Origin of the sequence: Rhodoferax sp. GW822-FHT02A01 (assembly GCF_038784515.1) — a bacterium.
Lineage (GTDB): Bacteria > Pseudomonadota > Gammaproteobacteria > Burkholderiales > Burkholderiaceae_C > Allorhodoferax.
Map to the genome: position 1 here is coordinate 2813603 of NZ_CP152376.1, position 26869 is coordinate 2840471.

Annotated in this window: 26 protein-coding genes; 13 read left to right on the top strand and 13 right to left on the bottom strand. The window is 61.4% G+C overall.

Annotated elements, in window-relative coordinates; all coding sequences use genetic code 11:
• The 5 genes from narJ (at position 1) to AAGF34_RS13245 (ending at position 3660) form a co-directional block, all read left to right on the top strand.
• Complete coding sequence (gene narJ / locus AAGF34_RS13225; RefSeq protein ID WP_342616192.1) at positions 1-684, top strand: nitrate reductase molybdenum cofactor assembly chaperone; 684 nt, start codon at positions 1-3, stop codon at positions 682-684.
• Complete coding sequence (narI, locus tag AAGF34_RS13230; RefSeq protein ID WP_342616193.1) at positions 681-1406, top strand: respiratory nitrate reductase subunit gamma; 726 nt, start codon at positions 681-683, stop codon at positions 1404-1406. The genes narJ and narI overlap by 4 nt, the downstream gene beginning before the upstream one ends.
• A gap of 356 nt (positions 1407-1762) precedes the next feature.
• Positions 1763-2629 (top strand): peptidylprolyl isomerase, encoded by an 867-nt coding sequence (locus tag AAGF34_RS13235; protein WP_342616194.1) that lies wholly within the window; start codon positions 1763-1765, stop codon positions 2627-2629.
• A gap of 36 nt (positions 2630-2665) precedes the next feature.
• Positions 2666-3259 (top strand): nitroreductase, encoded by a 594-nt coding sequence (locus AAGF34_RS13240; protein ID WP_342616195.1) that lies wholly within the window; start codon positions 2666-2668, stop codon positions 3257-3259.
• On the top strand, positions 3256-3660 hold the full coding sequence (locus tag AAGF34_RS13245) for a ribonucleotide reductase subunit alpha (protein WP_342616196.1): 405 nt from the start codon (positions 3256-3258) through the stop codon (positions 3658-3660). The genes AAGF34_RS13240 and AAGF34_RS13245 overlap by 4 nt, the downstream gene beginning before the upstream one ends.
• 6 nt (positions 3661-3666) lie before the next feature.
• Here the strand turns inward: AAGF34_RS13245 and AAGF34_RS13250 are convergent, their stop codons facing one another.
• Positions 3667-4071 (bottom strand): SirB2 family protein, encoded by a 405-nt coding sequence (locus AAGF34_RS13250; protein WP_342616197.1) that lies wholly within the window; start codon positions 4069-4071, stop codon positions 3667-3669.
• Positions 4072-4124: 53 nt separating this feature from the next.
• Here AAGF34_RS13250 and AAGF34_RS13255 point away from each other — a divergent pair, with 53 nt between their 5' ends.
• Complete coding sequence (locus tag AAGF34_RS13255) at positions 4125-5276, top strand: CBS domain-containing protein (RefSeq protein WP_342616198.1); 1152 nt, start codon at positions 4125-4127, stop codon at positions 5274-5276.
• Between the two features lie 13 nt (positions 5277-5289).
• Here the strand turns inward: AAGF34_RS13255 and AAGF34_RS13260 are convergent, their stop codons facing one another.
• On the bottom strand, positions 5290-5760 hold the full coding sequence (locus AAGF34_RS13260) for an Rrf2 family transcriptional regulator (protein WP_342616199.1): 471 nt from the start codon (positions 5758-5760) through the stop codon (positions 5290-5292).
• A 93-nt stretch (positions 5761-5853) separates the two neighbouring features.
• Here AAGF34_RS13260 and ytfE point away from each other — a divergent pair, with 93 nt between their 5' ends.
• Genes ytfE through AAGF34_RS13275 form a run of 3 tightly spaced genes read left to right on the top strand, consistent with a single transcriptional unit; the run spans position 5854 to position 9277 of the window.
• Positions 5854-6588 carry an iron-sulfur cluster repair protein YtfE gene (gene ytfE / locus AAGF34_RS13265; protein ID WP_342616200.1) on the top strand — a complete coding sequence of 245 codons (735 nt, stop codon included), beginning with the start codon at positions 5854-5856 and terminating at the stop codon, positions 6586-6588.
• A 28-nt stretch (positions 6589-6616) separates the two neighbouring features.
• Positions 6617-8074, top strand: coding sequence for a cytochrome c oxidase accessory protein CcoG (gene ccoG, locus AAGF34_RS13270; protein WP_342616201.1), 1458 nt, complete (start codon positions 6617-6619; stop codon positions 8072-8074).
• 33 nt (positions 8075-8107) lie between these two features.
• Entirely contained in the window at positions 8108-9277 is a 1170-nt protein-coding gene (locus AAGF34_RS13275) for an NnrS family protein (RefSeq protein WP_342616202.1), read from the top strand.
• Here AAGF34_RS13275 and AAGF34_RS13280 read toward each other — a convergent pair.
• From AAGF34_RS13280 to AAGF34_RS13295, 4 genes are read right to left on the bottom strand one after another with little or no spacing between them, the layout of a single operon-like run.
• Positions 9264-10667 carry an ATP-binding protein gene (locus AAGF34_RS13280; protein ID WP_342616203.1) on the bottom strand — a complete coding sequence of 468 codons (1404 nt, stop codon included), beginning with the start codon at positions 10665-10667 and terminating at the stop codon, positions 9264-9266. The two genes, AAGF34_RS13275 and AAGF34_RS13280, sit on opposite strands and share 14 nt — an antisense overlap.
• Positions 10664-11329, bottom strand: coding sequence for a response regulator (locus AAGF34_RS13285; protein WP_342616204.1), 666 nt, complete (start codon positions 11327-11329; stop codon positions 10664-10666). The genes AAGF34_RS13280 and AAGF34_RS13285 overlap by 4 nt, the downstream gene beginning before the upstream one ends.
• A 16-nt stretch (positions 11330-11345) precedes the next feature.
• Entirely contained in the window at positions 11346-11864 is a 519-nt protein-coding gene (locus AAGF34_RS13290) for an OmpH family outer membrane protein (protein ID WP_342616205.1), read from the bottom strand.
• A 51-nt stretch (positions 11865-11915) separates the two neighbouring features.
• On the bottom strand, positions 11916-12746 hold the full coding sequence (locus tag AAGF34_RS13295; protein WP_342616206.1) for a serine hydrolase: 831 nt from the start codon (positions 12744-12746) through the stop codon (positions 11916-11918).
• Positions 12747-12984: 238 nt separating this feature from the next.
• Here AAGF34_RS13295 and pal point away from each other — a divergent pair, with 238 nt between their 5' ends.
• The 4 genes from pal to AAGF34_RS13315 all read left to right on the top strand — a co-directional run bounded on the left by pal (position 12985) and on the right by AAGF34_RS13315 (position 18769).
• Entirely contained in the window at positions 12985-13536 is a 552-nt protein-coding gene (gene pal / locus AAGF34_RS13300; RefSeq protein ID WP_342616207.1) for a peptidoglycan-associated lipoprotein Pal, read from the top strand.
• A 159-nt stretch (positions 13537-13695) separates the two neighbouring features.
• Positions 13696-15555 carry a dihydroxy-acid dehydratase gene (gene ilvD, locus AAGF34_RS13305; RefSeq protein ID WP_342616208.1) on the top strand — a complete coding sequence of 620 codons (1860 nt, stop codon included), beginning with the start codon at positions 13696-13698 and terminating at the stop codon, positions 15553-15555.
• 171 nt (positions 15556-15726) lie between these two features.
• A complete protein-coding gene (arsA, locus tag AAGF34_RS13310) occupies positions 15727-17490 on the top strand; it encodes an arsenical pump-driving ATPase (protein ID WP_342616209.1) in 1764 nt (587 codons plus the stop codon).
• Between the two features lie 34 nt (positions 17491-17524).
• Positions 17525-18769, top strand: a complete 1245-nt coding sequence (locus AAGF34_RS13315) for an MgtC/SapB family protein (RefSeq protein WP_342616210.1) — start codon at positions 17525-17527, stop codon at positions 18767-18769.
• 10 nt (positions 18770-18779) lie between these two features.
• Here AAGF34_RS13315 and AAGF34_RS13320 read toward each other — a convergent pair whose 3' ends face one another.
• From AAGF34_RS13320 to AAGF34_RS13350, 7 genes are all read right to left on the bottom strand, one after another.
• Positions 18780-19901 (bottom strand): MFS transporter, encoded by a 1122-nt coding sequence (locus AAGF34_RS13320; RefSeq protein ID WP_342616211.1) that lies wholly within the window; start codon positions 19899-19901, stop codon positions 18780-18782.
• A gap of 164 nt (positions 19902-20065) precedes the next feature.
• Entirely contained in the window at positions 20066-20827 is a 762-nt protein-coding gene (locus AAGF34_RS13325; protein ID WP_342616212.1) for an MgtC/SapB family protein, read from the bottom strand.
• 66 nt (positions 20828-20893) lie between these two features.
• A complete protein-coding gene (locus tag AAGF34_RS13330; RefSeq protein WP_342616213.1) occupies positions 20894-21922 on the bottom strand; it encodes a transglutaminase domain-containing protein in 1029 nt (342 codons plus the stop codon).
• A 147-nt stretch (positions 21923-22069) separates the two neighbouring features.
• Positions 22070-23671: a methyl-accepting chemotaxis protein gene (locus AAGF34_RS13335; RefSeq protein WP_342616214.1), complete on the bottom strand. Its 1602-nt coding sequence runs from the start codon at positions 23669-23671 to the stop codon at positions 22070-22072.
• A gap of 33 nt (positions 23672-23704) precedes the next feature.
• On the bottom strand, positions 23705-24781 hold the full coding sequence (locus AAGF34_RS13340) for a hypothetical protein (protein WP_342616215.1): 1077 nt from the start codon (positions 24779-24781) through the stop codon (positions 23705-23707).
• Between the two features lie 175 nt (positions 24782-24956).
• Entirely contained in the window at positions 24957-25217 is a 261-nt protein-coding gene (locus AAGF34_RS13345; RefSeq protein WP_342616216.1) for an SWIB/MDM2 domain-containing protein, read from the bottom strand.
• 84 nt (positions 25218-25301) lie between these two features.
• Positions 25302-26453: a PEP-CTERM sorting domain-containing protein gene (locus AAGF34_RS13350; RefSeq protein ID WP_342616217.1), complete on the bottom strand. Its 1152-nt coding sequence runs from the start codon at positions 26451-26453 to the stop codon at positions 25302-25304.
• Positions 26454-26869 lie beyond the last annotated feature (416 nt).

Sequence of the window (26869 nt, forward strand, 5' to 3'; positions counted from 1 at the left end):
ATGAAAGACAACCGCTATTCCCTGCGTGCCCTGGCTCTGTTGCTGGGCTATCCGGACGCCACCCTGCGCAGCCATCTGAGTGAGCTGATGCAGGCCATTGACCAGGAGGCCGCCATTCCTGCCGCGCGGCGCGAGGAGCTGCACGCCTTGGCTGCAGAGCTCAATCGCATGGACCCCATGGACGTGGAAGCACGCTATGTGGAAACCTTTGACCGGGGCCGTGCCACCTCGCTGCATATGTTTGAGCACATCCATGGTGACTCGCGCGAGCGCGGGCCGGCCATGATCGATCTGATGCAGACCTATGAGAAGTCCGGCCTGTTCATGGCGCCCGAAGAGTTGCCCGACCACCTGTGTGTGGTGCTGGAGTTTGCCTCCACCCAACCGGCTAAACTGGCAGCGGATTTTCTGGGCGAAATGGCGCACATCCTCACCGCCATCTTCAGCGCACTGCTGCAGCGTGGCAGCCCGTATGCCGCACCGGTGGCCGCGGTGCTGGAACTGTGCGGCCAGCGCGTGCAGGCCGTGCCCATTGTGGCGGACGAAGCCATGGACGACGTCTGGCAGGAGCCGGAGGCCTTTGATGGCTGCAGCACCAAAGGACAGTCCAAACCCGGAGAAGCGCAGCCTCTGCACTTTGTGCGCAAGGCAGCCGCCTCGCAAACCCAAGGAGCACCCGTATGACCTACCTCGACAACCTGCTGTTCGGCTACTACCCGTACATCTGTCTGACCATCTTTCTGCTGGGCAGCCTGGTCCGCTTCGACCGCGACCAGTACACCTGGAAGAGCGACTCTTCGCAGCTGCTGCGTGCAGGCCAGCTGCGCTGGGGCAGCAACCTCTTCCACGTCGGCGTGCTGTTCCTGCTGATGGGCCACACCGTGGGCATGCTCACACCCCACTTCATTTATGAGCCCTTCATCAGCGCCGGCAACAAGCAGATCATGGCCATGGTGTCTGGTGGTGCGTTTGGGGTGCTGGGCTTCATCGGCGTGAGCCTGCTGCTGCACCGCCGCCTGAGCGACGAGCGCATCCGCATCAACTCCAAGACCAGTGACATCGTGCTGCTGGTGCTGCTGTGGCTGCAACTGGCACTGGGCCTGGCCACCATCCCGCTGTCGGCGGAGCATCTGGATGGCAGCATGATGATGAAGCTGGCCGGCTGGGCACAACACATCGTGACCTTCCGCGCCGGTGCGCCAGAGCTGTTGGCAGAGGCCAGCATCGTGTTCAAGCTGCACATGTTCCTGGGCATGACCATCTTTCTGGTCTTTCCGTTTACCCGTCTGGTGCATGTGTGGAGTGGCTTTGGTGCTGCGGCGTATCTGGTGCGTCCTTACCAGCTGGTGCGCAGCCGACGCGTGGGGCTGGTGGAGCGTGAGCCATTGAGCCGTAGTGCTCGCTGAACGTTGAAGTGACATGAAGTCCTTGTTTGTTTGCTTGCATTGCGTCCAGACACAGGCCGGCATGGCACTCCGTTCCTTCCGTGTCCCCCGGCCTTCGGCCTCCTCCTTTACCTGCGGGAACGGAGTGCCATGCCGACCTATGTCCAGCGAGGTGGTTGGCACACGAGGTATTGGAGTCATCGCGTGCCAACGCCGCCGGCTGCAGATGGCAGCGGGGTGGGCGTTTCCGGTAGGTAAAGGAGGAGGCCGTAGGCCGGGGGACACGGACGGAAACGCCCACCCCGCTGACACCGGCCACCCCCCAAGCAAGCATGCAAACACCAGCAACCCATCAACCCAATGAGTAGGACAGCAACATGAACACCTCCCAAGCAAGCACCCACGGCTGCGGCGGCACAGGCACCTGCGGTTGCGGCGCCAAGGCCAATCAAGCGGCAGAAGCTGCCAGCGCACAGCCGGTGGCCGCCATCAACGGCATCACATTGCATACGCCCGGCAACCGCCCCGACGAAGACACCCTGCGCGAGCGCGCCTATACCGAACTGCTGCGCCAGCAGGCCGTGCAGGCCGGTCTGCTGCCACGCAAGGCCGTGCTCACTGCGCCGGAGCTGGATGACGCCGAGCGCGCGGTGCTGGAGTCCATGGTGGATGCCGCGGTGCAGGTGCCACAACCCACTGCGCAGGAATGCCGACGCTACTTCGAGGCGCGTCAGTCGCAGTTCGTGGTGGGGCAGGCGGTGCACATGCGCCACATCCTGTTTGCGGTGACCGCCGGTGTGAATGTGCAGGCGCTCACGGTGCATGCGGAAAAGGCGCTGATCAGCCTGCTGGGCAAGAACGTGCCGGTGGACCTGTTTGGCAAGCTGGCCGCCGAACTGTCCAACTGCCCGACCAGCACCCAGGGCGGTGACCTGGGTTGGGTGGGGCCGGACGACTGCGCGCCGGAGCTGGCGCAGGTGCTGTTCTTCCAGACGGAGACACCCGTGGGCCTGGGCGTGCAGCCACGCCTCATCCACAGCCGCTATGGCTTTCACATCATCGACGTGCTGGAGCGCCGCGATGGACGCACGCTGGATTACGACGAAGTGCGCGAGCGCGTGGCGGCGCAGCTGGCCATGCAATCGCGTGCCAAGGCGCTGCACCAGTACATGAGCCTGCTGGTGGGGCAGGCCCTGGTGGAAGGTGTTGAACTGAACTCTGCGGATTCGCCTCTGGTGCAGTGACAATCGGGCTGCACCATGCGTTTTGAAGGAGTGCGGATGCCTGACATTGCCGGTTTGCTTTCCCAACTATTGCAGTCGCGCCAGACCATATTGCCCAAGCGGCTGATGGCGCCTGGACCCGATGCGGATCAACTCGTGCGCATACTGGAAGCCGCAGCGCATGCGCCGGACCATGGGCAGTTGCTGCCCTGGCGTCTGGTCGTCATTGCTGAGTCAGAGCGGGCCGCTTTGGGTACCGCATTTGCCGATGCGCTGGCCGAGCGCGATCCTGCAGCACTGCCGGAGCAGTTGCAGCAAGCGCGCGACAAGGCGATGCGTGCGCCCTTGCTGCTGATGCTGGTGGTGGAAGACGCGCGTGGTGATGCAGAGATCGATCTGCTCGAGCGCGTGGTCTCCGCCGGGTGCGCCGTGCAGAACATGCTGCTGATGGCCACCGCGCTGGGCTTTGCCTCCGCCCTGACCAGCGGCAAGGCCCTGAAGTCATCCAGCCTGCGCAGCCTGTTTGGATTGGGTGCCCGCGACCATGCCATTTGTTTTCTGAGTGTGGGCACGGCCCAGCGCGCCAAGGCGGCGCGTGTCAGGCCGACGCCGGACCAGTACGTGAGCTACTTATCAACGGAGTCCCGATGAATATCGAACATTTCACCGACCTGCTGCAGGCCGCGCGTGCACAACCCCTGCAGCAGCGGCTGCTGTTTGTCTTTGCTGGCGCAGAGCTGCCGGACGACGCCAGCGCGGAGCAGCGTGCCGGTTTCGAGGCAGGGCAGGGCGGTGCGCTGGTGCCGTCCATGTGCGTGGACAAAAGCCCGGACGAAGTGCCATCGTTTGACTCCCTGGTGCAGGAGGCGGCGCAGTTCGGACAAACATGGCATCTGGTATTTGCCGGGGCCATGTCGGGTACCGCCCACAGCGCACCGGACCCCCAGCAGGTGGAGACCTCCTTGCAGGCCATGGTGGAAGCCATCAAGCGAGGCGATGTGCACCGTTATCTGGCATTCGACCCACAGGGCATTCCCGTAGCTCTGGAGTGACGCGTGTCAGGTGTAGCTTGGCAGCACGAGGACCAGAAAACCCCAGGGGTTCTTCAGGATGGCCACGGAGGCAATCCAGAACAGCACCGCCAGCGCCAGCACCCAGGCCGTGGCGCGGATCTTCCATGCCAGCTTTACGCGCAATGCCACCACGCCCAGACCGATGTAGAGCAGCAGGCCCAGTATCTTGGCCAGCAGCCACGGTGTGTGTGCGGGGTTGAGGCGCAGCATGCCTGCCAGGGTCAGGGCGGAGAGCAGCAAGATGGTGTCCACGATGTGCGGCAGCGTCTTGGCCAGCCGACCCTGGGTCCATTGCGCACCCCGCAAAGAAGCCATGCCACGCACGGCGAACCCCAGACCGGAGAGAATCACTGCAGACTGGTGCAGCAGTTTGATAACGATGTAATCCATGCGCGCAGTGTAGCGATGCACTGCGTGTCCGAGTCCGAACTCCAACAATACCCATGCAAGCCCTGAACCGCATACATATTCTGTTGAACTCCGAACGTTGGCGTGACGCACTGGGTGCGTTCATGGGCATGGGGTTGTGCGCCGTGTTCCTGCATGCGGTCAACGCAGGCGCTGGCGGCCACTGGGTGCTGGTGCCTCTGGCTGGCACCATCGTGATCCTGTACGTGCAGCCGCACAGTCCGGTGGCCCAGCCCTGGCCCATTCTGGGCAGCTACCTGATCTCCTGCCTGGTCGGCTTCGTCTGCTCGCTCTGGCTCACGCCGGTGCAGCTCGCCGTGGCGGTGGCGATTGCTGCCAGCGTCTGGCTGATGGTGCGCCTGCATTGCATTCATCCGCCCGGCGCGGCCATGGCCCTGCTGATCGTGCTGGATGGGCCGCATTCGGGTGACGGCATGGCCCATCTGGCGGTACAGGTCGTCCTCAACATCGGCATCGCCCTGGGCACGACCATGCTGGTGAGCAACTTCATTTTGCGCCGACCCTATCCCTACCACGCACAGGTTCCCGCGCCCAGCCTGCACCGCACGCAGGACGAGGCCCCCCTGCGCCGCACCGGGCTGGACCATGAAGACCTGGCCAGTGCGCTGGCCACGTTGGATACCTTTGTGGACGTGCAGGAAGACGAGCTGGTGGCGATCTACAACCTGGCGGTCGACCATGCGTTTGGCCGCCACGTGGGACTCACCTGCGCCGACATCATGTCGCGCGATGTGATGACGGTGCACTTCGATACCGATCTGGAGCAGGCCTGGAACATGTTGCGGCTGCACAAGATCAAGTCCTTGCCGGTGGTGGATACCTATGGCAACCTGATAGGCATCGCCACGGTCGCGGACTTCTTTCGCCAGATGGATGACACCTCGGCGGCGGGGCTGGCCATGCGTCTGCAGGGTCTGCTGCGGCGCACGCCGGGTCTGACCTCGGAAAAGGCCGAAGTCGTGGGGCAGATCATGACGTCGCAGGTGTTTTCGGCAACACCTTCTACGCCGGTGGCGCAATTGGTGGCACATGTGTCGGAAAAAGGCATGGCCCATATTCCGGTGGTGGATGACAACCGCAAGGTGGTGGGCATCGTGACCCAGTCCGACATGCTGGCAGCACTCTACAAGCGACTGGCCATGTCCGAGGCGATTCCGCGTACGTGAGTGTTCAGTCTGCTTACGCCTTGCGTGCCTGGCGGGAAACGGGCATGGCCACCGGCGTGGCCTTGGCACGGGATGGTGCTGGCGCAATCAGGTCTGCCAGGGTGACGCCGTCGAGTACGGCCAGGTAGCTGTCGGTGGCCTGTTGCAGCACGCCCTTGAGGCGGCACTGGGGGCTCAGGGTGCATTGATTGGTCTGCGCATCAAAGCATTCGACCATGGCGAAATCGGTCTCGGTCTGGCGCACCACTTCGCCGACGTTGATCTGCGCTGCCGGCTTGCACAGACGCATGCCGCCACCGCGACCGCGGGTGGTGTCCAACAGGCCATGGGCGCCCAGCTGGTGAACCACCTTGGTCAGGTGGCTGCGCGAAATGCCATGGCTGTCGGCAATCTCGGTGATTGTCACCGGCAGCTCGCGGTGCTCACAGGCTGCGCAGTACATGAGTACGCGCAAGGAGTAGTCGGTCCACTGGGTCAGTCGCATGGTGTCGCCATTGAAAAGTAAAGATGCATCTTGAATGAATCATATCGTATAGAATACATTCATGTTAAATGAATGTTTATAAGGAGCCTCCCCATGAATGCACGTTTGCCCAGCACCCAGACCGAGGCGTTTGTCCTCGACGACCAGCACGCCATTGGTCACATCGCGGTCCAACTTCCCGGCGCCACTGCCATTTTTCGGCGATACAAGCTGGACTTCTGTTGTGGCGGCCAGGTCAGTCTGGCCCAGGCACTTGCCGACAAGGGGCTGAACCGCGACACGGTGATGGATGAGTTGGCAGCGCTGCAGCGCCCGGATGGCATCTTGGTATCGGCCGATGCGTCCAGCCTGATCGACCATATCCTGGAGCGCTACCACGCAGTGCACCGTGAGCAGTTGCCCGAACTGATTCGCATGGCGCGGCGTGTGGAGGCGGTGCACCGCGACCATCCGCGCGTTCCCGCCGGACTGGCTGCCTTGCTGGAAGAAGCCGAGCAGGACCTGCTGTCGCACATGATGAAGGAGGAGAACATGCTGTTCCCCATGCTCAAGGCCGGCGGCAATCCCTTTGTGACACAGCCCATAGGTGTGATGCGCGCAGAGCACACGCAGCATGGCGCCATGCTGGAACAGCTGATGAGGCTGACCAACAACGCCGAGGCACCGCAGGGCGCCTGCAACACCTGGCGCGCGCTCTACAGTGGCGTTGCCCAGTTGCACGAAGACCTGATCAACCACATCCATCTGGAAAACAACATCCTGTTCAACCAGTTTGAAGTGCCCGCGCCGACACCGGCCAAGTCCGCCTGCTGCGGCTCTTGCGGTTGAACTGTGCGGCGCCGCAAGGGTTCTGACAATGGCAACTGAACTGGCAGGCCGCAAGGTCATTCCCATCCTGCAGGTCAACGCGGGTAGCAATGAGGACGCCAGCTTTTCGCTGTACGAGAAGCAAGCCAAGGTGTATCCGCGCTCCGTGACCGGCCAGTTTGCCCGCTTGCGCTGGCTGATGGTTTGGGTGACGCAGATCGTCTTCTACGGTCTGCCTTGGGTGCAGTGGAACGGAAGGCAGGCCGTGCTGTTCGATCTGGCCGAGCGGCGCTTCTATGTACTGGGCCTGGTGCTGCATCCGCAGGACTTTATCTATCTGGCGGTGCTGCTGATCATTGCCGCATTGGCGCTGTTCTTCTTCACTGCGGTGGCCGGGCGGTTGTGGTGCGGCTACGCCTGTCCCCAGACGGTCTACACCGAAATCTTCCTGTGGGTGGAGCGCCGCACCGAAGGCGACCGCCAGGCGCGCATGCGTCTGGACGCCGCACCCTGGAGCCTCAACAAGCTGCTGCGCAAAGGCGGCAAGCAACTGGCCTGGATGGCCATCGCGCTGGCTACCGGTCTGACCTTCGTGGGCTACTTCTCGTCGATCCGCGGTTTGTTGGGCGAGTTGGCGGGCTTTACCCTGTCGTCCTGGGAATGGTTCTGGATCCTGTTCTACGCGCTGGCCACCTACGGCAATGCCGGCTTCATGCGTGAGCAGATCTGCAAACACATGTGCCCTTACGCACGCTTCCAGAGTGCGCTCATCGACATGGATTCCATGGTGATCGCCTATGACGAGCGGCGCGGGGAAAACCGCGGTTCGCGTGCACGGGGCGCCGACCCGGCTGCGCTGGGCCTGGGCGACTGCATCGACTGTACGCTGTGCGTGCAGGTCTGCCCGACCGGCATCGATATTCGCAAAGGGCTGCAGAACGAGTGCATTGCCTGTGCCGCCTGCATCGACGTCTGTGATCAGGTCATGCTGAAGATGGACTATCCCAAGGGGCTGATACGCTACACCTCCGGTCACGGTGTCGCGCAGCAGCTCACCGCCGGCCAGATCGTCAAGCGCATCAGCAGACCGCGTGTGTGGATTTACTGCAGCCTGCTGTTGGTGGTGTGCTCGGCCCTGGTGTTCAGCCTGTCCACGCGCACGAGCTTCTCGGTGGATGTCATCAAGGACCGCGGTTCGCTGGCACGCGAAGTGGGGCGCGGCGACATCGAGAACGTGTACCGCCTGCAGGTCATGAACGGTCTGGAGCAGGCACAGCGCTACAGCGTCAGCGCGAGCGGTGTGCCCAGCCTGCGCGTGTCGTCCGATGCGCAATTGACGGTGGATGCCACCGGCATTGCTTCACTGCCCATTCGCCTGACTCTGCCCGCCGAGGTGGCCGCGCAGTACCGCGGCAAGACCTTACCGATTGATTTTGTGGTGCATACCGCCGTGGGCGAGCGGGACGAAAGCACGCACGAAAAATCGACCTTCTACGTGCTGCCCTAGGCGCAACTTTCCTCAACACAACCGGTCTCCATCATGGCCACACTGTTACAGATTCAGAATCCCCCGCGTCGCGGCCAGGCCCGCTTTGCCTTGTGGGACCTTGGCTTTCGCCCTTTCTATCTGCTGGCGAGCAGCTTTGCGGCGCTGTCCATCCTGGTCTGGGGGCTGCAGTTCAGCGGTCTGCTGCCGTACGCCTATCTGCAAGGGCCGATGTGGCACGCGCATGAAATGCTGTTTGGCTTCACCCTGGCCGTATTGACCGGTTTTCTGCTCACGGCCGGACAGAATTGGTCGGGCCAGCCTACGCCCAAGGGCGGCTATCTGATGGCGTTGGCGGCGCTGTGGGTGGCGGGCCGGGTGCTGGTGCTCTCGCCCTGGGGCTGGCTGGCGGCGGTGGTGAATGCCGCGTTCCCGCTGGCGGCTGCGGTGGCGCTGGGTGTGCCGCTCTACCGGGCGCGCAACAAGCGCAACTATTTCTTTGTGGCTCTGCTGGTGCTGCTCTCGCTGGCCCAGCTCGTGGTGCACCTGAATGCCCTGAGCGCCTTGCGTGTGCCGGGCTGGGCTGGCATTGCGCTGGGCCTGGACGTGATGCTGTTCGTGCTGTGCGTCATGGGCGGACGGGTGATCCCCATGTTCACCAACAACGCCATCCCCGGCGCCAAGGCCGTGCGCGACCCCCGCGTCGAGAAAGTGGCATTGGGGCTGATCCTGGCGCTTATCGTGGCCGATGCGCTGCATGTGTCAGGCGTCTGGTTTGCAACGCTGGCGCTGCTGACCATGCTGGCGCATGGCACACGCCTGTGGCTGTGGCAGCCCTGGAAGACACTGCATACGCCGCTGGTCTGGGTGCTGCACGCGGCCTATGCCTGGATTCCCCTGCACCTGGCTTTTCGTGCCCTGGCCGCGCTGGGGTGGATTTCGCCTTCGGTAGCTACCCACGCACTGACGGCGGGTGCCATAGGCGGCATGGTGATCGGCATGATGACGCGTACCGCCTTGGGCCATACCGGCAGGAAGTTGGTGGCTGGCAAAGCAGAGGTGAGCTGCTACGCCCTGGTGGCAGCCGCCGCGCTGGTGCGCGTGTTCGTGCCCTTGCTCGCGCCTTCTCTCATCATCCAGGCGGTCGTGCTCTCGGCCATGTTGTGGTCCGCCGGCTTTGCCGTCTACACCTGGCGCTACTGGCCCATTCTCAGCCGCGACTGACGTTCCGTGCTGGCGCGTCCGCATGCTGATGCGGGCGCTCCGGCGCCGCCGTCAGCAGACGATGGGCATCAAAGGTCACCGCTACAGCCAGTCCACCCAGTTGCTGGGACTTGCGGATCTCGATTCGTGCCGCGTGCATGTCGGCAATGGTCTTGACGATGGACAGGCCCAGGCCGCTGCCGGATACCGCGTTGCCGGGAATGCGGTAGAAGCGGTCCATCACCCGTTCGATGTCACTCTCCGGTATTCCGGGGCCGCTGTCCTCGATCAGCAGGCACACCGAGCGCCCGCTCAGCTGCACCGTGATGTCGATCTTGCTGTGCGCAGGTGAATATTTGACGGAGTTGTCCAGGATGTTGCGCAGCATGATGCGAAGCGCTTCCTCCTGCCCCATCACATAGCATTCATCCGCCTGCTGCAAACCCATGTCGATTTCCTTCTGCTGGGCCAGCGGGTAGATGTCGTTGAAGGCGACCAGGCAGATGCGGTTGATCTCCACGGGCTTGATGTCGCTGCCGTTGCCAGAGCCGGCCTGCTGGCGCGCCAGCACCATCAGCTGCTCCACCAGCCGGGTGGCCCGGTCAATCCCTGTGCCGACCCGGCGTATGGCAACTTCCCGGTCCTTCTCCGTGCCGGAGCGCCGTAGCTGCTCCACCTGCAGCTTCAGCGCCGACAACGGTGAGCGCAACTCATGCGCCGCATCGGCTACGAAATTCTTCTGCGCATCAAATGCGTGGCGCATGCGGCGCAACAGCAGATTGAGCTCTTCCACCAGGGGGCGTATTTCGTTGGGCAGGCCGCCGGTATCCACCTCGGCGAGGGATTCCGCCTCGCGCGACGCAATCTGCCGCTGTACCCGGTTGAGCGGCGCAAGCGAAGAGGTCACCACCCACCACACCATGAGCAACAGCAGCAGGACCATGACCACGATGGGCATGGTGGTGCGAAACGCCAGGTTCCTGGCCAGGCTGCGCCGTGCAGCCCGGTCTTGTGCCACCTGGATCAGTTGGCTGCCGTGGCGCAGGGTATAGAGCTTGTAGGTGCTGCCACGGGTGTCGAACAGCGTGTGGCCGGTGCTGTCGCGGTCGGGCAGCAACACGGCAGAAGATGAGCGGAACAGGATGCGGTGGTCCAGCGTGGAGACCTGGACGATGAATTCGAAGCTGTCGGTCTCGTCCTGGCGGAACCCGCTGCTGCCGTACACATCCGCGTTCAGGCCCGGGCGCAGGGACAGCGCCATCTGTTCCATCTGGTAGTCAAAGATCTCGTTGGTTTCGTCCAGCGTGGTCTGATAGGCAATGAACGACTGGATGCCAGCGGTGATCACCACCGCAGCAAAAAGCAGCAGCAGCAGCCGGGCGCGCAAGGAGTTGGTGAACTTGCGCTTCACGGGCTGCCTTTGGCAATCAGATAACCCACTCCCCGAACGTTTTGGATCAAATCGGCGCCGATCTTCTTGCGCAAGCTGTGGATGTGGACCTCGACCGCATTGCTGCTGACGCCGTCCTTCCAGCTGTAGAGCCGTTCCTCCAGTTGCTTGCGCGATAGTGCCATGCCCGGGCGCGCCAGCAGCAGTTCCAGAATGGCCCACTCCCTTGCCGACACCACCACAGGCCGGCCTTCTACCGTGACCTCGCGGGTGGCGGGGTCTATGGTGACGCCCGCGCTCTCGTAGAACGGCTCGGCGCGCCCCACCGATCGGCGTACCAGCGAGCGGATGCGTGCCAGCATTTCGCCCAGGTCATAGGGCTTCACGATGTAGTCGTCGGCGCCGGAGTCCAGCCCTTCAATGCGCTGGGCCACGGCATCGCGCGCCGTGGCCACCAGAACCGGTGTACGGTTCTTGCGCTGGCGCAGCGTCTTGAGTACGGTGAGTCCGTCGCACTTGGGCAGACCCAGATCCAGCAGGATCAGGTCGTAGTGCTGGGTTTCCACGGCGGTGAGCGCCATTTCGCCATCCTTCACCCAGTCCACGGCATAACCTTCGTCCCGCAGAAGATCGAGCACCGATTCGCCGATCATCGTGTCGTCTTCCACCAGAAGTAAGCGCATGTCGGTGCCTGCAAACCTACTTGAAGGTGTCGGAGTCCATGATGGCTATGACTTGGGGCGTGATGTCGGTTTGGGGATTGGCGTAGACAACGTCCTGGAACACGATGTCCACATGGGCAGTTGCCGCGAACTTCTTCACCGCCTGGTTGGCGATATCGAACACGTGCTGGATATCGTCACGCTTGCGGGCGTCGCGGTCTTCGACGAACTGCTGCTGCTTGCGTTTGAGTTCGCGCGAGAGTTCGGCAATGGCGCTCTGCTTTTCCAGGATATGGGATGGCGTGAGGCTGGGGCCGTTCTTTTCGAGATCTGCCGACTTGTCCCTGAGGGAAGCGGCCAGATCCTGAATCTCCTTGTCGCGCGGCTCGAAGTCGGCCCGAAAGCGGGCCTGGGCTTCCTTGGCAACCCTGGAGTCGCTCAGTATCTTGTGGGCATTGAGGGTTGCAACCGGAAGGGTGCTGGCGTCCGCCCATGCCATGGAGCCGGCGAGCAGCCAGGCGGCAAGGCAAAGGGCCACTCGGATCAGGTGCTTCATGGCGTTGGGCTGGTGACCGTTCATAGGTAGCGTTGTCTGGAGCTGCGGGCGCTAGACCGTCTTGCCAGTGCGGGCCAATGCCGTCTGGTGCTGGCTGAGGTACTTGCGGATCTGGGCGGCATCACGCATGCGGATGGTGCTGGCGCCGGCGTTGAGCAATACCAGCGTGGCGTGTGCGCCTGCCTGTTTGATGCGCATGATCAGGCAGTGTCCCGCCTCGTTGGTGAAGCCGGTCTTGGACAGCAGCACGTTCCAGCCTGCAGCACCTACCAGGTGGTTGGTGTTGTGCACTGTAAAGGCCCGGCCATTCATGCGTATCACTTCGGATTTGTCGCTGGTGATGTTGGCAATCTGCGGATACTGCGCAGCCGCCTGGGCCATCTTGGCCAGATCGGCAGCGGTGGATGTGTTTTCCGGCGAGAGCCCGGTGGGCTCCTTGATGGTGGTGTTGTGCAGGCCCAGCGCCTTGATCTTGGCCTGCACCGCCTGCAGGAATGCGGCCGTGCTGCCGGGGTAGGTTCGGGCCAGGGAGGCGGCGGCGCGGTTGTCCGAGGACATCAGGGCCAGCTCGAAAATTTCCTTGCGTTTGAGCGTGGTGCCCACCGGCACGCGGGATTTGCTGTGCTTGAGCACATCCACATCAGCGGCCTGTATCGAGATGCTCTCGTTCATGTCAGGCTTGCTGTCGAGCACCACCATGGCCGTCATCAGTTTGGTCAGTGAGGCGATGGGAACGACCGCGTCTGCTCCTTTGGACATCAGCACCTGGCCGGTGTCATCACTGACCACGATGGCGTGTTCGGACTGCAGCGTGGCTGCCTGGCATGTGCCGAAGGCCAACAGGATGGAGGCACAGAGTGTTGTGATGAGCTTGGATGTCATGGAACCGATAGGGGCGGAGTGAAAAAGCATGGCCCTGCAACAGGGCGCGCTGGAATGTGGCGGTGCAGTATTTTGCCTCTTCAGCCTGCCGGTTGCGACTTAAGTGAGACTTAAACCGCCGCGCTACAAGGGCGTGCGCGTTCAATATGCCGAAAAAGTGGGCAAGAATGGCGCAAGGCTCCTGCATGCGCTTGGCGTGCACGGGTACCTGACCGCATCACTAACACATGGAGTTTGAATGAGATACGTAAACCGCCTGGCACTTGTGGGTTCGATGGCAACGGCCATTCTTCTGGGCGCTTGCAGCAGCACACCGGTAGCACCTGTTGCACCTGCCCCTGCGGCACCTGCAGTCAAATCGGCACCTGCTCCCGCGCCAGCACCCCAGGCTGCCACTCCCGCCCCCGTCACCAAGGCCGAGCTGGCTGCCTACCTGGATCCGGCCAACCCCTTGAGCAAGGAAAAGAGCGTGTACTTTGACTTTGACCAGTACGCCGTCAAGCCCGAAGGTCAGCGCGTGCTGGAGATGCACGGCAAATACCTGGCGTCACACGCCGACGTCAAGATCAAGGTGGAAGGCAATACCGATGAACAAGGCGGAGCCGAATACAACCTGGCACTGGGCCAACGCCGTGCCGACGCTGTCGTGCGCGCGCTCAAGGTCTATGGCGTGAAGGACGCGCAAATGGAAGCAGTGAGCTTTGGCAAGGAAAAGCCAAAGGCTTTGGGCCATGACGAACAGTCGCATGCCCAGAACCGCCGCGTGGACCTGGACTATCCGGCCAAGTAAGCCGTACCGGGCGGGTGCATCGCACATGGATCGCACCCGGCCTGCCCAGCCGGAGTAACACCTGGGGCAGCAGTATCTCTAGCTGGCGGCATAAAATCGGAGGTTCTACAGGTAAATAGGCCTGTGATTCCCGCCCCATCAGCCCGAAAGCTATCTCAAATGCCCCAATACCGCTCCAAAACTTCCACCGCCGGTCGCAATATGGCGGGTGCCCGCTCGCTGTGGCGCGCCACCGGCATGAAGGACGCTGACTTCAGCAAGCCCATCGTCGCGGTGGTCAACTCCTTCACCCAGTTCGTGCCAGGCCATGTGCACCTGAAGGACCTGGGCCAGCTGGTTGCCCGCGAGATCGAGGCTGCGGGCGGTGTGGCCAAGGAGTTCAACACCATTGCCGTGGACGACGGCATCGCCATGGGCCACGACGGCATGCTGTATTCGCTGCCCAGCCGCGACATCATTGCCGACAGCGTGGAGTACATGGTCAACGCCCACTGCGCCGACGCCATGGTGTGCATCTCCAACTGCGACAAGATCACCCCCGGCATGCTGATGGCAGCCATGCGGTTGAACATCCCGGTGGTATTCGTCTCCGGCGGCCCTATGGAGGCCGGCAAGGTCAAGCTGGAGAACACGACCACGCACAAGATGGAGTTCAAGAAGCTCGACCTGATCGACGCCATGGTGATGGCCGCCGACAACAAGGTCAGCGACGCCGACGTGGCCGAGGTGGAACGCTCTGCCTGCCCCACCTGCGGCTCCTGCTCGGGCATGTTCACCGCCAATTCCATGAACTGCCTGACCGAGGCATTGGGCCTGTCCCTGCCCGGCAACGGCACCGTGGTGGCCACCCATGCAGACCGCGAGCAGCTGTTCAAGCGCGCCGGCCACCTGGTGGTGGAACTGTGCAAGCGCTACTACGAGCAGGAAGACAGCAGCGTCCTGCCGCGTTCCATGGGCTTCAAGGCCTTCGAGAATGCCATGACGCTGGACATTGCCATGGGCGGCTCGACCAACACCATCCTGCACATCCTGGCGATTGCGCAGGAAGCGCAAATCGACTTCACCATGGCTGACATTGACCGCCTCTCGCGCGCGGTGCCACAGCTGTGCAAGGTGGCGCCCAACACCAACAAGTACCACATCGAAGACGTGCACCGCGCAGGCGGCATCATGGCCATCCTGGGTGAACTCGACCGTGCCGGCAAACTGCACACCGACACCCCCACCGTGCACAGCAAGACGCTCAAGGACGCGCTGGACACCTGGGACATTGCCCGCAATCCGTCGGACGCGGTCAAGACCTTTTACATGGCCGGTCCCGGCGGCGTTCCGACCCAGGTGGCCTTCAGCCAGAACGCGCGTTGGCCCAGCCTGGATGTGGACCGCGCCGAGGGCTGCATCCGTTCGGGCGACCATGCTTTCTCTCAGGAAGGCGGCTTGGCCGTGCTGACCGGCAACATTGCGCTCAATGGCTGCGTGGTCAAGACCGCTGGTGTGGATGACAGCCTGATGGTGTTCGAAGGCCCGGCCCATGTGGTGGAAAGCCAGGACGAGGCGGTGGAACACATCCTGAACGACCAGGTCAAGGCCGGTGACGTGGTGATCGTGCGCTACGAAGGCCCCAAGGGTGGCCCCGGCATGCAGGAAATGCTCTACCCCACCAGCTACATCAAGTCCAAGGGCCTGGGCAAGCTCTGCGCCTTGCTGACCGACGGCCGCTTCTCCGGTGGCACCTCCGGCCTGTCCATTGGCCACTGCTCGCCCGAAGCGGCAGCAGGTGGCGCCATCGGCCTGGTGCGCACGGGCGACCGCATCCGCATCGACATCACGAACCGTTCCATCAATGTGCTGGTGAGCGATGAAGAGCTGGCGCGCCGCCGCGTCGAGCAGGATGCCAAGGGCTGGAAGCCCGCACTGCCACGTCCACGCAAGGTGTCTGCCGCGCTCAAGGCCTATGCCAAGCTGGTGATGTCGGCCGACAAGGGCGCCGTGCGCGACCTGTCTCTGCTGGACGACTGACCCCCCGTCACACCGATCCACGAAGAGCCCGCACATGCGGGCTTTTTTATGGACAGTATGCGGTATTGATGGTGCGCAAAAAAGCGCGCAATTGGCTGGTCTGACACATGGGCACAAGCACTTTACTGTGAGAACATGAAAGATCCATCCGTGTCAGTCCGAGGTGAATCCATGCACGTTCCTGTTGCTCCCACGCGATATCTCTTTTTCACCGGCAAAGGCGGGGTTGGCAAGACGTCGCTTTCTACCGCCACAGCGCTGTCCCTGGCTGACAGGGGCAAGCGTGTACTGTTGGTGAGTACTGATGCTGCTTCCAACCTGGATGAAATGCTGGGTGTAGTACTGAGGAATACACCGACGCCAGTCCCTGGTGCACCCGGATTCTGGGTCCTGAACATTGATCCCGGCCACGCGGCGGAGTCCTACCGCCAGAGGGTGGTGGCTCAGATGGCTGCGGAGTCCACGGAAGCCGAGTTGGCCACCGTGCGCGAGCAGCTGTCAGGCGCGTGCACCACCGAGATTGCATCTTTCGACGAGTTTGCAGCGCTGTTGTCGGACAGGGAGCAGCCATATGACCACGTCGTTTTCGATACGGCCCCGACTGGACACACATTGCGTCTGCTCAGCCTGCCCAAGGCGTGGAGCGGCTTTCTGGCAGGGAATGACCGAGGCGCATCGTGCCTGGGACCGCACTCTGGTCTGAAGATGCAGGAGACCCGATTCAAGGCGGCCCTGGATGCGTTGAGTGATCCCATGCTTACGGCAGTGGTGCTGGTGACCCGGCCGGAAGCAGGCGCCATAGCCGAAGCTGCACGCACATCCGATGAGCTCCACGCGCTCGGACTGCACAACCAGCGCCTGGTTGTGAATGGTGTCTTTCACGCCAGCGTGCGTGACGATGCGGTTGCCTGCGCCATGGAGCAGTTGGGTGCCCAGGTGCTGGATTCCATGCCGCAGAATTTGCGCGCCTTGCCGCAAGAGCGTGTGCTCTTGCGCGCATTTGACATGGTCGGTTTGCCGGCACTTCGGGCCCTATTGGGGCAAACCGACATACCAGCCGGTACGGACCCGGTTCCCTCGCTGCACAGGGAAGTTCATGGAGCCGGGCTGGAAGCCTTGGCTGATGAATTGGCCAAGTCGGAACATGGACTGATCATGGTGATGGGCAAAGGCGGCGTGGGCAAGACCACCATTGCCGCAGCCTTGTCGATTGGGCTGGTGCAGCGCGGCAAGTCGGTACACCTGAGCACCACGGATCCGGCCGCACACCTCTCGGTCACTTTGGCCGGAGAAGTGCCAGGCCTGCAGGTGGATCGCATTGACCCGCTGGTGGAAACCCAGCGTTACGTCGACAAGATCATGGCCACCAAAGGCGCCAAACTGGATGCGCAAGAGAAGGCGCTGATGCTGGAAGACCTGCGTTCTCCCTGTACCGAAGAGGTTGCAGTATTCCATGCGTTTTCCCGTGTGGTGGGAGAAGGCCGTAGCGCATTCGTGGTGCTCGATACCGCGCCCACTGGTCACTCGCTGCTGCTGATGGACGCGACGGGTGCGTACCACCGGCAAATGATGCGGGAATTTGAAGGGCAACCCAGCGCCCGTCTGGTGACTCCGCTGATGCGACTGCAGGATCCCGACTACACCCGCATCATCCTGGTGACATTGCCTGAGACCACTCCGGTGTCGCAGGCCCAGGCTCTGCAGGATGATCTGCGAAGGGCCAAGATAGAGCCCTTCGCCTGGGTGATCAACAAGAGTGTGCTTGCGGCCGGTACCCGTGATCCTTTGCTGGCGGCACGGCTCAAGGGCGAGCAAGTGCAGGTGGACCGCGTCCGCGAAGGACTTTCCCGACGAACGTATCTGGTTCCATGGAGGGTGCGTGCCCCGGTGGGAGTGGCTGCGCTGTCTGACCTGGTGACTCCCAATTCCGCCTGATCGGGCTTGCATCCGTTCAGGGTTTAATAAAGGCATGTCTTCCACATTTGTTGCACTCAGTGTTGCTCTGGGCATTGGTTTGCTGGTAGGTGCCGAGCGCGAGCGCAGAAAGGGCAGCAGTCCGGACCGCAGTGCCGCAGGCATACGCACCTTTGCCATTGCCTCCATCATGGGTGCTGTCGGCATGCTGATAGGGGATGTGGAACTGCTGGCCCTGGTGGTCTTCATGACGGGTTGCGCGGCCATGATTGCCTATCGCGCCAACCACAAGGAAGACCCCGGCCTCACCACCGAGTTCGCCCTGGTGCTGACCAGCATGCTGGGCGGCATGGCTGTGAAGAATGCGCTGTTGGCAGCGGGCGTAGGCGTATTGCTCGCACTCCTTCTGGTGGCGCGCAACGCCATTCATCACTTTGTGAAAACCCTGCTGACTGCGCAGGACCTGGAAGACACGCTGATCTTCTCGGCAACGGCCTTGATCGTCATGCCCCTGGTGCCGGACCAGTTCATGGGCCCGTTTCATGCACTCAATCCGCGCAATCTGGTGATGCTGGTGGTGGTGGTGATGGCGATCAGCGCGGCTGGGTACGTGGGCACGCGCTGGCTGGGGCCGCGCCACGGACTGCCGCTCGCTGGATTCGCTGCAGGCTTTGTGTCCAGCACGGCCACCATCCATTCCATGGGGCAGCGTTCCGTGGCAGACAGTTCCGTGGCCGCACCGGCTGTGGCGGGTGCGGTTCTCTCGTCGATCGCCACCTTCGTTCAAATGTCTGTTCTCATTGGCCTGGTGCAACCGGGGCTGCTCAGGTTGTTGGCGCTTCCCCTTCTTGCCGGTGGTGCGGTCGCTTTGTTTTACGGACTGTATTTCTTGTGGCGTGCCAGACGCGATGATTCCCACGAGCCCATGGAGCAGGCCAGTGGCCGGGCATTCAATCTTCGGACCTCGGTGACCTTTGCATTGTTGCTGGGGGGCGTCATGATCGTGTCTGCAGGCCTCAATGCCTGGCTGGGCGACCAGGGGCTGGTCTTGGGTGCAGTGGTTGCGGGCCTGGCCGATGCGCATGCCACGGCGGCGTCGGCCGCCTCCCTGGTTGCATCCGGAAAAATCCAGGCCACGCAAGCCGTGCTTCCCATCTTGCTGGGCTTGACCGCCAATACGCTGACCAAGGCGGTGGTTGCCTACCATGCCGCGGGAATGGCCTATGCCCGCAAGATCGTTCCGGGGCTGGCCACCATGATTCTGGCGGTCTGGGCGGGGTACTGGGTGGTTGCAGCGTGAGGTCTGCGGATCAATGTGTTGGCGACTTGTTGGCAATCCACACCAAGGGCAAGGTCAGGCAGACAAAAGCTGCGACACATTGCATGGCATGGGGGATGGTGATCTGGTCTCCCAGCCAGCCAAATGCCACCGGTGCGATGGAGCCAGCGCCTATGGTTCCGGTGTAGAACAGCGCAAATGCCCGTTCGCGCACGGAAGCGGGCACCAGTTCCGGAACGCTGCCGTACAGCACGGATGACGTGCCGTTGAGCGCCACGCCCAACAGCGGCAAGGTGGCCAATGCCAACTGCAACGGCAGCACCAGCACCGCCAGGATGATGACGGCCGTAGCAGCTTCCGTCAGCCAGACGGTCTTGACCATGCCCAAGCGCCGCCCCAGATAACCGCAGACCAGCTTGCCCACTGCGCCTCCCACAAACAACAAGGTCAGGGCGATGCCGGTCGTGGCCGTGTTCGCCCCTTTGGTCTGGAGCACAAAAGGCAGGAAGGTGAGGAAGCCCATGCGGGTGGCGCTGTCGATCACTGCCGTGCAGAGCAATGCCTTGAACCCGACGCTGTAGCTCTGCGCGGGTGCTGCAACCGATGGTGTAGCGGCAACCCCTGCGGTGCCGGGGCGCTGGGCGGTCGTGGTCGTCAGGGTCGGGATCAGCCAGGCCAGCAGACCCGCCATGCCCAGACCCAGCAGTCCAGTGGCGCTTGCACAGTGCTGCCAACTGAACCAGCCCAGTGCCAACCCGACAGCTGCGGGGACCAGCATCTTTCCAATGTCCCCCGCAAAGTTGTAGGTCGCCAGTGCCATGCGGGAGGCGTCCTTGTCATCCTCATGCGCCTGTGCCACCAACGACGATGCCAGAGGATGCTGTGTGCTTGCACCCAGACCTCCCAGCATCAATGCCAGCAGCAGGGCGGCCAGCGTGCCAGCCTGGCCCGCGATCAGGTAGGCCAGGCCCGACATGGCCATGCCTGCCACGAGCAACCCCTTGCGACCGATGCGCGCCGCAATCCTGCTGGCGAGCATCTGGAATGTGGCCATCACACCCGAGTACATGGCGCGCATCAAGCCCGCTGCGGCGTAGGAAAGGGCAAATTGCGATTGCCAGATGGGTAGCAACACGTAGATGAGGTCACTCATGCCGTCATGTGCCGCATGGGCGGTACTGGCGGCCAGCAATGCACGCTTTCGGCGTGCCTGCCCAGACCGCATTGGTTCGGCTAGCGCGTTGTCAACGGAGGGCGCAATGCTGCCTGTCATTGGCACCAGAAGAATTGCCGATGCAACCAGAAGGCATTCATCTGCTAGTTCCGGGCGTGAGAAAGACCGTACTCGTCCACGCCTTCAAAATGCCGGAGTTCCTGGGACAGCTCGGAGATTGGTACGCCTTTCCTGCGGTCCAGGGAAATGGCGACAAAGCGCCATTCTTCGCGCTCACCTACGCATTGAATGCTCAGGGTGCCATTGGCAATTTCGTAGCCACGCTCCAACGCCACTTTTTGCAGCACCGCCTGACTGGGTACAAAGCCGGGGCGGAAGGTCATACGGATGGAGACAGCAGGGCGTGAAGGCAGCGACTTTTCCAGAATGGAAGCCCACATCATCAATGCGGCAGACAGCAGGGTGAGCAGAATGGCGGCGGAATAAAAGCCGATGCCCACCAGAATGCCGATGGCGGAGGACGACCAGATCGAGGCAGCCGTGGTCAGTCCACTGATGTTCATGCCTTCCTTCATGATCACGCCCGCACCCAGAAAGCCAACCCCGGTAACAATGCCCTGGATGACACGCGTCGGGTCGGGTGGGAGATGTCCGGCCAGTGATCCCAGTGAACTGCCTCCGTACCAGAACGCCGGATAGCCGACGATGACGGTCAGGCCACAAGAGGCCATGCAGACCAGGCCGTAGGTTCGCATTCCTGCGGCACGGCCGTGGTAGGAGCGTTCGTACCCCACGAAAAGCCCCAGCAACAGGGCGCCAAACAGATTGGCAAAGATGATCAGGTTGACAGTCAACTCCTGGGGTGACCAGTAACCAGCCATCAACTCGCCGAGCAGCTCTTTCATATTGTTTTCCTTACACGCGCAGTCTACCGCCAGCCGCTTGCGCAAACGGTCTTGCGACCGGCTTCGTTACTCACCCACCAGGTATCCCAGAAGCGCGCGGAACTCCGGAGAATCGGGCCTGCGCGCCATGATGTACAGGGGACCGGATTCAGGCTGGAAAGTCAGCTCGAAATTTCCGTCGTGCGGTGGGGTGAAGTAGCTGAAATTGGAGCCCTGGACGGCAGCCAGTTGATCAAAGGTATTGGAGTGAATCAGCAGGCGCTGGCTGGTGCGTGGCAGATGGTACTCGACCGGCGCATCCAGAACTTCAAAGCTCCCGTATGGCAGGTCAAAGGTTTCCACAAAGCGTTTGAAGCCATTTTGTCGGGCGTGTTCAAGCGCAGTCCTTCCATCAAAACCGGCCTGCATCAGGCGCGCTGGCGGTTTGGGGAGACGCCTGAACTCTGCGCTGTCCAGGTTGGCCGCGCGTTCCACACCCAGCTCATCATTGACAGCGTAGTGCGAAACCAGCAGCCGCTCGGGTGGGACGAGAAAGTAGAAGTCGTCCTGGACATGATGAAAGCCCGCTGTATCAACATAGCCTGCACCCCAGGTTGCATCCAGCGCGTACCAACGTCCTTCTACAAGAACGGCGTTCCAGACATGGTTGGGAATCTGTGCACTCTCCACACGTCCGCTGGGCGCGCCCTTTGCATATCCGGTGATGTTCTTGACTTGCAGGTTGGCCAACCTGGCCAGTTGGCTGAAGAGCATGGAATACCCGTCGCAAACAGCCTTGCGTTTGGCAAGAATTTCGGCCGCGTCCATGGGCTTGAGGTCACCGCTGAAATAGCTGGCGACGTCGTATTCAATGCGGTCCGTGATCCAGCGGAAGATGGCACGCGCCTTCTGGCGATCACTGCTGAGCCCGCTGGTCAGGTAGGCGGCGAGCGCTTCAGGAGATTTCTCCACATCCGGCGTTGCCTGCAGTGCATGTGCATCCACCTCCGCGGGGATCGGTAGCGCCGATTGCGCAGTCGCAAGGCCGGAGCAGGCACACACGCATGCTGCCAGCACCCACCTTGCACCCTCAGAAATTGATATTGTCGACTTCATGTGGTTCTCCCCACAGTGCCTGCCTTGGGCAATTTTCCTACCCTGTTCCGCCAGTATCCGACGGAACGCAGCCGTTGCCGAGCATTTTTTTGAAGCGACAAAGGTGGCCTGGGGTTAGCCCCGGCGTATTGCGCTAGGGGAACTGGCTCACGTGCGATCAACCTCCGCCAGGGGCAGTCGTGCAAGGCCTGCGCCCGCGTCACCCAAGTTGAACACGGCGATGGTCCGGCTGAGGCGCTGCGCTTCGTCGCTCAGGCCTTTGGCTGCCGCGGCGCTTTCCTCCACCAAAGCAGAGTTCTGGTGGGTAAGGTGGTCCAGTTCGGATATGGCGGTGCCCACCTGGGCGATGCCTTCGCTCTGTGCAGAGTCCGCTGTGCTGATCTGGCCGATGATGGTGGACACTTGCTGCACCGACGCATTGATTTCCAGCATGGTTTGTCCGGCATGGGATACCAGACCCGAGCCCTTTTTCACATGGGCTTCGCTCGCCAGAATCAGCGACCGTATCTCCTTGGCTGCATCGGCCGAACGGCCGGCGAGGCTGCGCACCTCGCTGGCCACGACGGCAAAGCCGCGGCCTTGCTCACCCGCACGGGCTGCTTCCACTGCGGCATTGAGCGCCAGGATGTTGGTCTGGAAGGCAATGCCGTCGATGACGCCGATGATGTCGGCTATGCGTCGGGATGATGCATCGATGAGCTGCATGGTTTCAATCACTTGGTCCATCACTTCACCACCACGGCCAGCAACCTGTGCCGCGGACACTGCCAGCTGGTTCGCTTCGACAGCGGACCTGGCACTGTGCTGAACGGTCTGTGTCAGAGTGCCCATGTGGGATGCGACCTTTTCCAGATTGGCAGTTGCATGTTCGGTGCGGTGGCTCAGGTCCTGGTTGCCGGAGGCGATCTCGGAGCTGGCACTTTGCACGCTCTGGGCCACGTTGGCCACCTGGGCAATGGAGTGGTGCAGTGCAGTCTGCATCTTGCTGACCGCTTGCATCAAGTCTGCCATTTCGTCCGAACCTTCCAGAACCAGGTTGGCGGACAAGTCGCCGTGGGCGATTCCTTCTGCGGCCTGCTGTACCTTTTGCACGGGTCGCACGATGGAGCGGGTGATGCGGATGGCTAACAGTGCGCCAAAGGCCAGCAACGCAACCAAGATACCCACTACCAGCTGGGTCGAATGCCGGAAGGTGGATTGCGAAGCCTCGAAGCTGGTGGCCGAGGCCGCTTCATTGAGTGCGACCAATTTGGTCAGTGCGGCGCTGGCTGCTGCATAGGCTTTTTGTGAATCGCCGATCAGAAATGTTCGGGACAGGGGCAGCTCGGTCATCCCTCTCTTGGACAGTTCAATCAGTTTCGGTTGCGTCTCTTCGTAAGCCTTGAGTGCGCGTCTGAAGTCTTCGAATGCAGCCCGCTCGTCGGCAGGCAGCTCGCGCTTGTCATAGCTGTTGAAGTAACCGGAGAAACGCTGTTGGGCAGCACCAATGACCTTGTCCAGATCATCTTTCTCATCCGCGTCGAAGGTCAGAACGTGGCGGTTTTCCAGCAGCCGGATTTCGCTGATGGATTCCTGCAATCGCCCGGCCAGTGCAACGCTGGGCAGGTTGCTGGCCGCAATGAGCTTGGTGGCTTGATTGACCTGCATGAGTTCAAACAGTGCCAGCAACCCCATGGAAAGGGACAGCAGGAGAACCAGCCCGAACCCGAAGATCAGGCGAGAACCAATTCTGAATCGGTTGAGTTGCATGGCTGTGCTCCCAGGCTGTCCCGTTGCAGGCGACTACTTCGAGTAGGTCAGAACAAAGAACTTGTCCGCAAAGAATGTATTGGCGTAGTACGGTGAAACGCTGGTCGTTATCTTCTTGGCGTAGTCCGCGCTGCCCTCTGCCGTGACGGCATAGATCTTCTTTGTCTTGGGGTGCATGGCCATGGTACGCACGCCGGCTTGGGTGCCCAGCGCCTCGACCGGTTTGTAGGTGTCGGCATCCACCTGCTCGAACACGTTGAGAACGGCATTCACGCCGTTGGCCAGGAATATCCGCCTGAGATCCGGATCGTAGACCACGTCATCGTTGCCACCGCCTATCTCTGCGGTGTAGATCACAGCTCCTGTCTGGCCATTGAGAACCTGGAAGCTGGGTTTGACCGTGGCGCTGCCGCGGCAGCCAACAAAAATGCGATCCCTGGCGGAATCAATGGCCAAGCCATTGGTCTGGGCGCAACCGGGCGTTGGCCACTTGGCCGTCACCTTCAGTTCCTTGGTATCCAAGCGATATACCGCGTTCTCGTCTCGTGAGGCGAGGTAGAAATTGCCTTTGCCATCCGCTTCCGCATGTTCCGGTTTCTTGGCGCTTACCTTGATGGTGCCGACCTTTTGCAGGGAAGGGATCTGAAGGACGATCAGTTCCGTTCCGTCCGCGCCGGCGGCCATATTCACCACAACCCGTTGGGTGGCGGGGTCGTAGTGTGCAGAGTCGAGTTCCTCGCCCAGTTTCAAGTCTGCCTGTGCTTCCAGTGTGGAGAGCTTGAATGGGGTCAGTGTGCCGTTTTCGTTGTACGACAAACCCAGATCAAAGGCCGGGATCAGCAGCGCCCCATTGGCGCTGTCGCTGGCGGTATTGCCAATGACCTTGATGACCTTGCCCGAAGCGATGTCAAACACCTGCAGTCCATTGCCCCGTCGGCCAATGAACAGATGGTTGTTTGCTGCATCCAGGGATACATAGTCCCAGGCGGAGTTCTTGCCTGGAATGGCGGTCGCGCTTTCCAGCTTCCATCCGTCAAAGGCAAATGCGCTTGCGGACAATGCGGTGGCGCTGGCAAGAAGAATGTGGGCAGCGAGCCTACGCAGTTGCATGTTGTCTCCCTCGTTGGAATGTTGTTGCGGGGAGCGCAATCAAATCACACGGGGGCGACGCTTCACAGTAGTACTTTCCACATACTTGCATGCGGGGTGGCCTGTCCTGATGCCGGGATCAGGAGGTGAAATCAATCGAGAGTGGCGCAATTGCTGCGCCACTTCCGGCAAATCTTTACGAGAGGTGCTTGCCGGCGAGACCTGTCAGTTCGAACATCGTTACTTCGGGTTTGCCAAGTACGGCCTTGAGCTTTGCATCACACAGGATGTTGCGCTTATTGGCGGGGTTCTGCAGGTTATGTGCCTTGATGTATTCCCACAGCTTCTTGATCACTTCGGTGCGGGGTAGCGGAGCGGGGCCCACAATCGCTGCCAGCTCGGCGCTGGGCTTGAGGGCTTTCATGAAAGCAGATTCTTTCTTGGGGGCTGTTGTCATTGGATTGGTTCCTTTGGATGGGGAGGGCGAAGTGTATCGCCTGATGCACAGGCGGCCCTGCGACCCCCATCCAGCCCGCAATGCTCAGTTGCTGGTATTGACGGCCTTGGCCTGCAATACCGTACGGCGCCGTACGCTCCAGGCCAATGCACCCATGGCCAATCCCAGGAGCATGACCGTGCCGGGTTCCGGTACATCGGTTACGGGTTGTGCAGCGCCGGCCAGCATGAAGATGTCGCCAAAACCGCCGCTGTCACAAGGGCCGATCGAACCGCCATTGGCCAACGCGGGACCGGAGCCCCTCACGCCGTTGTTGAAGCAACCCATCCACACTTGGATGGACATCGTGTCATAGCCATTGCTCAGCGCACTCTGCAGGTCCATGCCTGGGAAATAGTTGATGAACTCGACTGCGTTGCTTGCCCGGTTGGTATTGACCAGTTGTCCCCCTTGTGGGCAGGTCGATCCATCCGGAGATGGGTAGGAAATGGTACTGCTGACTACGCAGATGCTGCCGACGGTAACCGCGAAGTCACCAGCACCTGGTGTGTTCATCGTGGTGGCGCTGAATGTCTTGGTTGTGTGATACGCCGTCGGGTCCTTGAAGATCGTTGCGGCGCCGCCGGATGTATCCAGTGCCTGGGTTTCAAAGCTGATATCGGCCTTCACGCCTTGTGTGTCGCGCAAGGTGACCATGGTCCAGATAGGCAGGGAAGCCGTGCTGTTTTGCGGGTTGTTGAAGTCAAACGCAAACATCAACTGGTGGTACAGATTGTCGAATGTCAGTTTGTTGATCAGATCGCCAATGCCGATATCCCAGCTGTGGGCCGTGTCGTTGGCCAAGGCGCCGTTATTGGTCGGATCGTTGTTGTCGCCAGTGCGAAAGTACTTGACCGTGCCACCATTGTTTGTCGTAAAGCCGTTCTCGGTGGGGCCGGCGAAGTCGCCGTTGTTCAGGATGTTGCCGCCGTTGGATGCCACGACAAGCGTTCCCTGGAGCGCGCCTTGAGAGGCGGCAAACCCGTAAGAGCCCGTGAATCCAGGCGTGTTCTGGGAAGCAAGGTAGTCCATGACCGCAGTGGAGCAGGAAACCACATTGCCAAACGTGGCGCAAGCCGAGTTCGGGGTCGGATAGGTAGCGGAGTAAGCGGGAAGGCTAACCAGATCAGCGTGACTGGATACGGCCGTCATCAGCATGGCGGCTGACATGGCAAGGTTTTTGAACGTGGTTTTCATGGTGCTTTCCCCTTTATTAAATGTAATACTTTCACATTTGCAAGAAAGGTGCCAGGTATTTCTCTTCAATGAATTCAATAGGTTACGAGCGTATACGGCAAATTTGATAAAAAATTGTAAGAAGTTTCGACACGAAGAGACCAGAGTCTCCAGAAATCGACCCAGGGCCCGTTAACGCTGACTCTGATACGCGCTTGCAGCTGTTCAATTTCAAGTTTCGAAGTTGATGCAGAGCAGTCACTGCCTAAACGAGCCGGGCTAGCGGTCTGGCAACGTTGAGATCACAAGCAAAGGTGCAGTACTAGCCGCGAAACGGTCGACGGTAGATGGCGATTGCCGTTCGTCGCCTCCTGGATGCCGTTGGTCTGGCTGAGTTCCAGGTCAAACGCAAATCTATAAAGTAGTCTACGAATGGG

Bases quoted from the DNA above. Each gene is read 5' to 3' on its own strand.
- ilvD (WP_342616208.1), top strand. From the start codon at position 13,696: ATGCCCCAATACCGCTCCAAAACTTCCACCGCCGGTCGCAATATGGCG.
- AAGF34_RS13315 (WP_342616210.1), top strand. From the start codon at position 17,525: ATGTCTTCCACATTTGTTGCACTCAGTGTTGCTCTGGGCATTGGTTTG.
- narJ (WP_342616192.1), top strand. From the start codon at position 1: ATGAAAGACAACCGCTATTCCCTGCGTGCCCTGGCTCTGTTGCTGGGC.
- AAGF34_RS13295 (WP_342616206.1), bottom strand. From the start codon at position 12,746: ATGACATCCAAGCTCATCACAACACTCTGTGCCTCCATCCTGTTGGCC.
- AAGF34_RS13350 (WP_342616217.1), bottom strand. From the start codon at position 26,453: ATGAAAACCACGTTCAAAAACCTTGCCATGTCAGCCGCCATGCTGATG.
- AAGF34_RS13260 (WP_342616199.1), bottom strand. From the start codon at position 5,760: ATGCGACTGACCCAGTGGACCGACTACTCCTTGCGCGTACTCATGTAC.
- AAGF34_RS13330 (WP_342616213.1), bottom strand. From the start codon at position 21,922: ATGAAGTCGACAATATCAATTTCTGAGGGTGCAAGGTGGGTGCTGGCA.
- AAGF34_RS13255 (WP_342616198.1), top strand. From the start codon at position 4,125: ATGCAAGCCCTGAACCGCATACATATTCTGTTGAACTCCGAACGTTGG.
- AAGF34_RS13325 (WP_342616212.1), bottom strand. From the start codon at position 20,827: ATGAAAGAGCTGCTCGGCGAGTTGATGGCTGGTTACTGGTCACCCCAG.
- arsA (WP_342616209.1), top strand. From the start codon at position 15,727: ATGCACGTTCCTGTTGCTCCCACGCGATATCTCTTTTTCACCGGCAAA.
- AAGF34_RS13320 (WP_342616211.1), bottom strand. From the start codon at position 19,901: ATGAGTGACCTCATCTACGTGTTGCTACCCATCTGGCAATCGCAATTT.
- AAGF34_RS13335 (WP_342616214.1), bottom strand. From the start codon at position 23,671: ATGCAACTCAACCGATTCAGAATTGGTTCTCGCCTGATCTTCGGGTTC.
- AAGF34_RS13235 (WP_342616194.1), top strand. From the start codon at position 1,763: ATGAACACCTCCCAAGCAAGCACCCACGGCTGCGGCGGCACAGGCACC.
- pal (WP_342616207.1), top strand. From the start codon at position 12,985: ATGAGATACGTAAACCGCCTGGCACTTGTGGGTTCGATGGCAACGGCC.
- narI (WP_342616193.1), top strand. From the start codon at position 681: ATGACCTACCTCGACAACCTGCTGTTCGGCTACTACCCGTACATCTGT.
- AAGF34_RS13240 (WP_342616195.1), top strand. From the start codon at position 2,666: ATGCCTGACATTGCCGGTTTGCTTTCCCAACTATTGCAGTCGCGCCAG.
- AAGF34_RS13285 (WP_342616204.1), bottom strand. From the start codon at position 11,329: ATGCGCTTACTTCTGGTGGAAGACGACACGATGATCGGCGAATCGGTG.
- AAGF34_RS13250 (WP_342616197.1), bottom strand. From the start codon at position 4,071: ATGGATTACATCGTTATCAAACTGCTGCACCAGTCTGCAGTGATTCTC.
- ytfE (WP_342616200.1), top strand. From the start codon at position 5,854: ATGAATGCACGTTTGCCCAGCACCCAGACCGAGGCGTTTGTCCTCGAC.
- AAGF34_RS13345 (WP_342616216.1), bottom strand. From the start codon at position 25,217: ATGACAACAGCCCCCAAGAAAGAATCTGCTTTCATGAAAGCCCTCAAG.
- AAGF34_RS13290 (WP_342616205.1), bottom strand. From the start codon at position 11,864: ATGAAGCACCTGATCCGAGTGGCCCTTTGCCTTGCCGCCTGGCTGCTC.
- AAGF34_RS13275 (WP_342616202.1), top strand. From the start codon at position 8,108: ATGGCCACACTGTTACAGATTCAGAATCCCCCGCGTCGCGGCCAGGCC.
- AAGF34_RS13245 (WP_342616196.1), top strand. From the start codon at position 3,256: ATGAATATCGAACATTTCACCGACCTGCTGCAGGCCGCGCGTGCACAA.
- AAGF34_RS13340 (WP_342616215.1), bottom strand. From the start codon at position 24,781: ATGCAACTGCGTAGGCTCGCTGCCCACATTCTTCTTGCCAGCGCCACC.
- ccoG (WP_342616201.1), top strand. From the start codon at position 6,617: ATGGCAACTGAACTGGCAGGCCGCAAGGTCATTCCCATCCTGCAGGTC.